This is a genomic window from Xenorhabdus entomophaga, assembly GCF_037996725.1.
Classification (GTDB): Bacteria; Pseudomonadota; Gammaproteobacteria; order Enterobacterales; family Enterobacteriaceae; genus Xenorhabdus; species Xenorhabdus khoisanae.
This window is the reverse complement of sequence record NZ_JBBMXH010000142.1, coordinates 1-7,314: the sequence shown is the minus strand read 5'-3', so window position 1 is coordinate 7,314 and position 7,314 is coordinate 1. Positions and strand designations below refer to the sequence as shown.

Genomic DNA, 7,314 nt, shown 5'->3' with positions numbered 1-7,314 from the left:
CACTATCAATGATGCAGTATCGGGATATTAATAAATTAGATTGTATTCTTGATTCAGTTATCGAAACAAAAAAAACAGATTCTGATTTAAAAATAGAATTAGAACCAGCCAAAAATGCAATTGAGAGATCAAGAGTATTATTAGATAACCTTATTGAGGTCGGGGATGATAATGATACTACTACTACGCTATTCATAATATCAGAATATATTATCGCAGCAGAACAAGAAATAGCACGAGTCAGAGGGGTTAACTAATTATGACAACATTTAAACCAATAGAAGCAGCAACCAACCAAGAGATCACAATTGAACTCCGTGAAGTCTATACCGTTCGCGGTGCTAGCAAGGCTTATCTGAGTGAGAGCGGCGCATTGAATAAACTGGCTTATATTCGGGCGCAAAAGCAGTTTAATGATGAAAACAAGGAAAGTAACTTCCCCGCTAAAAAAGTTAAACAGGAAGATGGAACTACTGCATTGGAACTTGGCAAGATGCGCCCCGAATTCATAAAGCGCCATGCTCAGGTACTGGAAGAACTGAAAGCGGATCTCAGGCGAGAGAGAGAAAAGATAGCCTTACGTAAAAAGTATTCAAAAGCAATGCATGAAATGGATTTATTGGATGCAGAGATAGCTATATTAGAAATACAAATATCCGAATTAGAATAATAAAAATAACAATATAAATTTAATTACAGCGCCATCGCTGGGGGATCGCTCACGCTGAAAACAGGAAATAGAAAATGACATCATCAACTTTACTTGAAAGAAAACGAAAGGCATTTATTTACGCCAAACTAGATACCTTAAAAAGAAAGTATGGTTCTTACTCTGAAATTGTAAAAGTAGATGGCTTTAATTACAGGCCGGATTTGGACGAGGAAATATTAAACACAGCATTAATTAATCTATTTGAAGAAGATGTGGTAGCCGTCAAAGGAGAGAAACTTCTTATTGAGTCATACAACAATTTTTACACCAAGCACGGAAATTTAACCATAGAAGGTGATGCGTTTATGGAAATAATATTACAACACATTGCTAAGAAAACGGAGCCAATAACATGACAAAGAAAACCTATTTAGATTTTGCTAATGCTGCTATCCAGAAAGAGAAAGAAGAAAAGTACGATCTTGCAGCCATATATTGGGGAAGAGCCAAATATTTAGCCCCTGATCTTAAGCATCGGTTATGGGCGCAATATAACCAAGAGAATAATGAAGAAAAACACTCATTACATAACAGCTATAAACAGGCGGCGAATGATGACTGCATACGAACAAGCAAAAGAATTAGCACGATTCTTAGAATATAGAAGTTTATTTCGTCGTGCCGCTAAGAAATGGGGTGAGGCTCTTTCATTATCTCAGAACCTTAAACAAGAGCAGGAATGTATTAAAAATAATTTGCGTTGTGTCCGAAAAGCACAAATCAAAATACAGGAGGGGTGGTGATGGCTAAACGAAAAAGAAGTAAAACACAACAAGGTTATATGGGAATGACTCTATCGCAAGGAATGCGATTAGAAATAGACAAAAAGCAGGATTATTTAAATTCGAAAAAATACCTCTCTAATTTTCCGGTAGAAGGTGAAGAAATGAGAGTGCCACTTAATAGAGCTATGCGCCGTTTAGCAAAAAGAATGAAAATTGAATTTAAGGAAGTGAAATAATGAATGAAGTAATCACCATTAATAAAACACAAATGCCTGTCGTGGAATATCAGGGGCAACGCGTTGTGACATTTTCAATGATCGATCAGGTTCACGCACGACCAGAAGGAACCGCTGGAAGAAACTTTCGTGAACACAAAGCCCGCTTCATTGAGGGTGTTGACTACTACGAATTAGGTTCCGACGAAATTCGTCGCAACCTTCCAAGTGGCGTATTTTCAGACTTTACACCTAAAGGTGTTGTCATTACAGAATCGGGTTACTTGATGCTGGTTAAATCTTTCACTGACGACTTAGCTTGGCAGGTTCAGCGGGAATTGGTGAACAACTACTTCCGTCAGTCACGCACCGCAATAAACGAGCTTGAAATGATTGCCAGAATCGCCAGTCATACCGCCCAGCAGCAACGCCAAATCAACCATATTGATGAGAGGGTTGATCAGGTTCAGGAAACTGTCGAGCAAATCAAGCGCGGCACTATTCCTGCGGGTTGGATTGGGTTCTCTCTGGCTGCGACCGAATCAGGGCTAACCAATGCCAAATGCCGCACTTTGGCTGAACAGTACAACGTTCCTACACAAAGTGTCACTGTCATGACGCCGGATGGACAGCCCCGCCCGATGAAGGTCGTATTCAAAGAAGATTTCATGAGCGCGTTCCGATTGATGATGAGTGAAGCAGAAAAACGTGGCACTCGCTGGTCACATCCCAAAATGGGGATCTTTCAGGTTATTGGATGGGAGGACAAGCAATGATTATTAATTCCAATTTATTACGCGCTGCATTGGTTTGTGTGGCTAAAAATGACCCGCGTTATTACCTGTGTGGGGTGCATATCACCCCTAAATATCTGGAATCAACAAATGGCCACGTAGCCTTACGGTTAGAGCATGGGGTAAGCACCCGCCGCAAAGCTATTGTTCAGTTTCACGGGAAGATCCCCAAGAAAGCAGAAACTACAGAACTGCATTTCACTAAAGAGCCTTATGCCGTACACAGGGATATTGCCGGGGTGAGAGTCGGGTTTACCGTCTTATCGACGCTGGATGGCCGCTTTCCTGATTTAGACCGGGTTATCCCAAAGAAAGAGGAAAATGTCATTCCTCACTTTCAGGCTGAGTACTTAGCCTACCCCTACAAAATGTTTGAAGCTGATTCAGCATTCATCGCCGTTTCCATGTATCCATCTGGCATGACCGGTGCTTGTTTAATGAAGTTCGGCGACAACATTAATCAACGTTATGGCAACCCTCAGTTTGTTGTTATGCCATGTCGAGTGTAGGGAGGCAAGTAATGGCAAATAAGCACCGCCAGAGGGTGGACATCAACGACGAACTGGTCAGAACGGTAGTCCACATCGACGATGGCAGGGATCACACACAGCGGCATATCCACCGTATGAGACATAATCAACACATTCACGAGGGCATTTGCCCTCCTCTGCCACCAGCACCCAAAGTGGCAGACGTGAAGATAACACCATTGAAGAACGGTAAGAGGGGCAGGAAATAATGATCAGTATCGATAACGCACAGAATGACATTGGTTTACCCGGTCACATTGATGATGGGCGCGAGTGGACGGATTGGTTGTTGAAGAAGGCGAATGAACAAAGAAAAAAATCAACTTTATGCCAAGCAGAGTTTGAGAAATTTATCACTAACAGCCCTCAATTTAATACCAATTTATTAGTTAAATATCAAAGTGGTGAATATTTCAGCAGTTACACTAAAAAATATTTTCAACTTTTTTCGGCGGGATGGAGAGCTAGAAATGACCAATAACGCATCCCACCTCACTCAAATTATCGCCTCGGTCTGGGGTGACCCTGCTGATATCACCGATGCAGTATGGCAGGCAGGATATCGCAAGCCAGAACGGGGAGAGACGGAAATCGCTGTACTGACTATCGATGTGATGAACGGGATACCCGATGAGGTGCCCTACTCCAAAAGACCAAGGAATTTGGGGGATATTCTCACTACGGAGCTGTACACCATTATTCTTGAAGCAACACTCAGTGACTTGGCAACACCTGCAATGGTGGCAAAAATGATTTTGATTAACGGATACAGGAGAAAGGAATAGTGGCTACAAGATACATTGACTACAAAGAAATGCAAAAACTAACAGGGAAAAGTAAGTCAACCCTTTGGAGAATGTACGCAAAAAGGAATGAATTTCCTAAACCAGACAGAACAAAAAGTGGAGTTTTCCTTGGGTGGTCAGAAGAAGTTTATGAGGCTTGGGTAAAAGAAAATAAGGAGTGGTAACTTGACCCGTTACTTGACCCGTTATTATGACGGGTTTTTTATTTTCTTGATGTAACTCTTTGATTTTATGGTACGCCCTACAGGATTCGAACCTGTGACCTACGGCTTAGAAGGGCAAAAACTATAGATTTCAGGTGGTTTCCTCTAGTTTCAATCAGTTTCATCATCATGATTTAAAATGGTTTTTATACCTTGCGCAGTTTCATATAGTTTCATATCATTTCATCATAACTTGACCCGTTACTTGACCTGTTGTGAGGAGTGTTTCCAATGGCTAGCACCTTATTGACCGATAGCAAAATCCGTGGCCTGAAATCCAAGAAGTCAGCTTATTATACATGGCAAGCATCAGCAACACGAGGGACTGGTAGATTAGGAGTCAAGACATACCCATCAGGAAGAAAAGTTTTTGTCTACCGCTATTTCAATAACGGGAAAGAGAAATTTATTAGCTTAGGTGATTTTCCCGCCCTTTCCTTGGCAAAGGCATTATCTAAATCACAAGATGCTGCTGCTAATATTTCAGCTACTGAAAAAGTCATTATAAATCACGCTACAATCGAGCAGCTATTTAAAGATTATATCTCTGACCAAAAACGCCGAGGAAAACGATCATACGACAAAACCGAATACAGGCTGAATCAAGTATTGGATAGCCAGCATATTGATAGAAATGCTCCAGCAAAAGATATAACCCCAGACCACATTAAAAGAGTGTTAGCTGAGTTTATTTCACGTGGTGCTGTTGCTGGTTCAAATAAAGTTCGTTCAAATCTTCATGCCGTATTTAATTTTGGTCTATTTGCTGATAACGATCCAGCTAAGCTGAACGAGAAGGTTATTTATGGACTTGACAGGAATCCTGTAACTGTCGTTCCGCGGCAAGAGGGGGTAGATAAGGCGCTGGATAGGTTTCTATCATGGGATGAGATCAAGTCGATTCTAAAGCTGTTTAGAGTTTCAGCGACAATATTTCCAATCCATCCAGATTACGGTCGATTGTTATTACTCTGTATCTTCATGGGTGGTCAGCGTCCTTGGGAGATAATGACCAATACAAGAGATAACTGGGATAAAAACAATAATACGCTGACAGTGCCGCCCCATATCTCAAAAAATAGTGACTATCACGTGATCCCGTTATGTAAATCCGCCACCGAAATCTTAGAGCACCAAGTCAAACAATATCCAGACTCGGAATTTTTATTCCCCGGAGAAACAAAAGAAGGTCACTTGCTAACTGCTGAATATGCCAAGCAAATACGCAAATTTTGTACTCGCTATGACTTTGAGAAATTTACGCCAAGGGATATCAGACGGACATTTAAGACACTTGCAGGAGAGATGGGGGTCAGTTCTGAGATGAGGGATAAAGTACAGAACCACAAAAGGCCCGGTGTTTCATCTAAGCATTATGACCGCTACGGCTACCTAAAAGAAAAACGGGAAATTATAGGGCAATGGGAAAAAAAGCTACTATCACTATAGAACAGAAATCTGCCCTTTAGCATATGGGAATCAGACAAACATTTGTCCGATTTGAAATCGGGAAATCACCACCATCTTCAAGATGTGATATCACACCTTGGGTATAGAGATTTCCACCATGCCTTTACACTCACAGGGTTACTTAATGTAACTCAGTGACTAACGACGAATATCGTCGGAACCAATGATCACCAGACTGTAAATATGGCGTCTGCTTATTTTTCAAGCCATCACTGTAACCCTTTGATTCTTCCGAGGCCGTCATTTTGACCACCCGGGGCATCTCAATATTTCCAGTTTCCAAAGTGAGGACGAATGGAGTAATCAAGGAGTTATCGCCAAAGCGGGAATTCCCACTTAGGCGTACTTTCAACCAACCCGAAATTATCGGGTAGGCCAAAGTGAGGACCACGGTATTCTTCGAGGTCACTGAGCTAATGACCTCGACAATAGGACCCCTTAAACTCAAGGAACCCTTATAGTTAATTGACGCCTCCGTTTGAAACAGAAGCGTGCTGAATTAAAGGTGAGAAATCCCACCTTTAGCTAAGTCGTTGATTTTACTTATTTCCTGCACAGAGCAGGGATTCAATTAAATCAATGGGTTAAAAGTCGGGAAATCCCGCTTTTACTGTGCTGAGTTTTATCAGTCATCTGATAAATTTGATTAATTCCCCGCCTGTCATTTTATGTCATCCTGCCAACAAAACATGCAACTTATCAAATAATAGTCAAGCCGTACTCTCCAGTATTGATGAACCGATTTTATTGATGTTCACAGGCGGAGCAGTATCCCACCGCCTTCATGTTACTTAGCAATGTATTGTTGATTAAATGAGGGAATAACCATGCAAGATAAAAAACCTGACGCATTAGTAACAACGCAACAATCCAGTGAAGACTTTGGTTACACAACTGTGCCTGTTGGCGTTCCTATTCCTTGGCCAACGGAAACACCACCAGAAGGCTGGGTGATATGCAATGGCGAATCATTTGATAAAGCAAGATACCCAAAACTTGCTCTCGCTTATCCCTCCGGTGTATTGCCTGATTTGAGAGGGGAATTTATTCGCGGTTGGGATAGAGAGGGTATGATTGACCCAGGGCGTACCTTGCTGTCAAAACAAGAGGCGACCCTATTACCATCTGTTTATACCTATAAGTATCTTGCTCACGACACAGGAGTATTGATCTCACCGACAATGAGCGCATATGAAACAGAAGGAATAAAAGGAGCAGAAGGAACAGATATTCCGGCTAAAGATTTTGATGAACCAGTGTACACAGCATCAGGAACGTATCTGTCCACTAAATTAACACCAGAAGGCTATTCATCTGGGCTAGCAACATTCCGTGTCCGCCCCCGCAACATCGCATTCAATTACATAGTCAGAGCTGCTTAATTCTGAGCTAACCACTTCAACCCGCAACTTTCTGCGGGTTTATTTTACTCTGTCGCCCCCTGCCCCACATTCCACACCGAATCTTCCGGCATCTGGACACGGACATCTAAGCGACAACCTTCGGGAATGTCACACGGCTCACCATCGGCATAGTAAACCTTCTCACCGTCCACAAGGGCTTTTATCCGCCTGTTCTGAAACTGCTTGGGTAAATGGGTATGCTGACGGTGGAACGTCTCAATCGTGATAGTGCCGTCCTTGTGGACCTTATCGTCGATATAGATGAGTTCCAGCCCGTTGTTGTTCTTCGGCGAAGAGATGCCGCCATGCACGCCCCATGCCCCGTCGGCGTTATAGCCCAGTACACCGGATATCTGATAATGACCGAGGCCGAGTTTGGTGACCGTGGCCCCCTCGGATTCGTCGTTGGTGGTAAATTTGCCGTCGGGGTAGATTTGGATGATGGGGGAGGATTTT

At 42.4% G+C, this 7,314-nt stretch carries 14 protein-coding genes and 1 pseudogene; 13 read left to right on the top strand and 2 right to left on the bottom strand.

Translation table 11 applies throughout. The features are described from left to right. The 12 genes and pseudogenes from AAC854_RS20235 to AAC854_RS20180 form a co-directional block, all read left to right on the top strand. Positions 1-257, top strand: a pseudogene (locus AAC854_RS20235) (hypothetical protein); the annotation flags it as partial. A 2-nt stretch (positions 258-259) separates the two neighbouring features. Next, the gene (locus tag AAC854_RS20230; protein ID WP_340618677.1) at positions 260-670 is read left to right on the top strand and encodes a hypothetical protein; all 411 of its coding nucleotides are present in this window, start codon (positions 260-262) and stop codon (positions 668-670) included. Between the two features lie 74 nt (positions 671-744). Then, complete coding sequence (locus tag AAC854_RS20225; protein WP_340618676.1) at positions 745-1,068, top strand: hypothetical protein; 324 nt, start codon at positions 745-747, stop codon at positions 1,066-1,068. Further along, positions 1,065-1,316 (top strand): hypothetical protein, encoded by a 252-nt coding sequence (locus tag AAC854_RS20220; protein ID WP_340618678.1) that lies wholly within the window; start codon positions 1,065-1,067, stop codon positions 1,314-1,316. Before AAC854_RS20225 ends, AAC854_RS20220 begins: the two co-directional genes overlap by 4 nt. After that, entirely contained in the window at positions 1,219-1,455 is a 237-nt protein-coding gene (locus AAC854_RS20215) for a PerC family transcriptional regulator (protein ID WP_340618675.1), read from the top strand. Before AAC854_RS20220 ends, AAC854_RS20215 begins: the two co-directional genes overlap by 98 nt. Beyond that, positions 1,455-1,673 (top strand): hypothetical protein, encoded by a 219-nt coding sequence (locus tag AAC854_RS20210; RefSeq protein ID WP_340618674.1) that lies wholly within the window; start codon positions 1,455-1,457, stop codon positions 1,671-1,673. Before AAC854_RS20215 ends, AAC854_RS20210 begins: the two co-directional genes overlap by 1 nt. Beyond that, on the top strand, positions 1,673-2,428 hold the full coding sequence (locus AAC854_RS20205) for an ORF6N domain-containing protein (RefSeq protein ID WP_340618673.1): 756 nt from the start codon (positions 1,673-1,675) through the stop codon (positions 2,426-2,428). Before AAC854_RS20210 ends, AAC854_RS20205 begins: the two co-directional genes overlap by 1 nt. Next, positions 2,425-2,955, top strand: coding sequence for a hypothetical protein (locus tag AAC854_RS20200; RefSeq protein WP_340618672.1), 531 nt, complete (start codon positions 2,425-2,427; stop codon positions 2,953-2,955). Before AAC854_RS20205 ends, AAC854_RS20200 begins: the two co-directional genes overlap by 4 nt. 229 nt (positions 2,956-3,184) lie before the next feature. After that, the gene (locus AAC854_RS20195) at positions 3,185-3,457 is read left to right on the top strand and encodes a hypothetical protein (RefSeq protein ID WP_340618671.1); all 273 of its coding nucleotides are present in this window, start codon (positions 3,185-3,187) and stop codon (positions 3,455-3,457) included. Further along, entirely contained in the window at positions 3,447-3,761 is a 315-nt protein-coding gene (locus AAC854_RS20190; RefSeq protein WP_340618670.1) for a hypothetical protein, read from the top strand. Before AAC854_RS20195 ends, AAC854_RS20190 begins: the two co-directional genes overlap by 11 nt. Continuing rightward, positions 3,761-3,946 carry a helix-turn-helix transcriptional regulator gene (locus AAC854_RS20185; protein WP_340618669.1) on the top strand — a complete coding sequence of 62 codons (186 nt, stop codon included), beginning with the start codon at positions 3,761-3,763 and terminating at the stop codon, positions 3,944-3,946. Before AAC854_RS20190 ends, AAC854_RS20185 begins: the two co-directional genes overlap by 1 nt. A gap of 270 nt (positions 3,947-4,216) precedes the next feature. Beyond that, the gene (locus tag AAC854_RS20180) at positions 4,217-5,434 is read left to right on the top strand and encodes a tyrosine-type recombinase/integrase (RefSeq protein WP_340618668.1); all 1,218 of its coding nucleotides are present in this window, start codon (positions 4,217-4,219) and stop codon (positions 5,432-5,434) included. Positions 5,435-5,576: 142 nt separating this feature from the next. Here AAC854_RS20180 and AAC854_RS20175 read toward each other — a convergent pair whose 3' ends face one another. Beyond that, complete coding sequence (locus AAC854_RS20175; RefSeq protein ID WP_340618290.1) at positions 5,577-5,846, bottom strand: hypothetical protein; 270 nt, start codon at positions 5,844-5,846, stop codon at positions 5,577-5,579. A 436-nt stretch (positions 5,847-6,282) separates the two neighbouring features. On the opposite strand from AAC854_RS20175, the gene AAC854_RS20170 reads away from it, so the two are divergent. Continuing rightward, on the top strand, positions 6,283-6,837 hold the full coding sequence (locus AAC854_RS20170) for a phage tail protein (RefSeq protein ID WP_340618667.1): 555 nt from the start codon (positions 6,283-6,285) through the stop codon (positions 6,835-6,837). A 44-nt stretch (positions 6,838-6,881) separates the two neighbouring features. Here AAC854_RS20170 and AAC854_RS20165 read toward each other — a convergent pair. Continuing rightward, on the bottom strand, positions 6,882-7,314 hold a 433-nt coding region (locus tag AAC854_RS20165; protein ID WP_479715128.1), incomplete at its 5' end, for a phage tail fiber protein.

Excerpts from the sequence above, each read along its gene's own strand:
- AAC854_RS20230 (WP_340618677.1), top strand. The coding sequence starts at position 260 with ATGACAACATTTAAACCAATAGAAGCAGCAACCAACCAAGAGATCACA.
- AAC854_RS20225 (WP_340618676.1), top strand. The coding sequence starts at position 745 with ATGACATCATCAACTTTACTTGAAAGAAAACGAAAGGCATTTATTTAC.
- AAC854_RS20220 (WP_340618678.1), top strand. The coding sequence starts at position 1,065 with ATGACAAAGAAAACCTATTTAGATTTTGCTAATGCTGCTATCCAGAAA.
- AAC854_RS20215 (WP_340618675.1), top strand. The coding sequence starts at position 1,219 with ATGAAGAAAAACACTCATTACATAACAGCTATAAACAGGCGGCGAATG.
- AAC854_RS20210 (WP_340618674.1), top strand. The coding sequence starts at position 1,455 with ATGGCTAAACGAAAAAGAAGTAAAACACAACAAGGTTATATGGGAATG.
- AAC854_RS20205 (WP_340618673.1), top strand. The coding sequence starts at position 1,673 with ATGAATGAAGTAATCACCATTAATAAAACACAAATGCCTGTCGTGGAA.
- AAC854_RS20200 (WP_340618672.1), top strand. The coding sequence starts at position 2,425 with ATGATTATTAATTCCAATTTATTACGCGCTGCATTGGTTTGTGTGGCT.
- AAC854_RS20195 (WP_340618671.1), top strand. The coding sequence starts at position 3,185 with ATGATCAGTATCGATAACGCACAGAATGACATTGGTTTACCCGGTCAC.
- AAC854_RS20190 (WP_340618670.1), top strand. The coding sequence starts at position 3,447 with ATGACCAATAACGCATCCCACCTCACTCAAATTATCGCCTCGGTCTGG.
- AAC854_RS20180 (WP_340618668.1), top strand. The coding sequence starts at position 4,217 with ATGGCTAGCACCTTATTGACCGATAGCAAAATCCGTGGCCTGAAATCC.
- AAC854_RS20170 (WP_340618667.1), top strand. The coding sequence starts at position 6,283 with ATGCAAGATAAAAAACCTGACGCATTAGTAACAACGCAACAATCCAGT.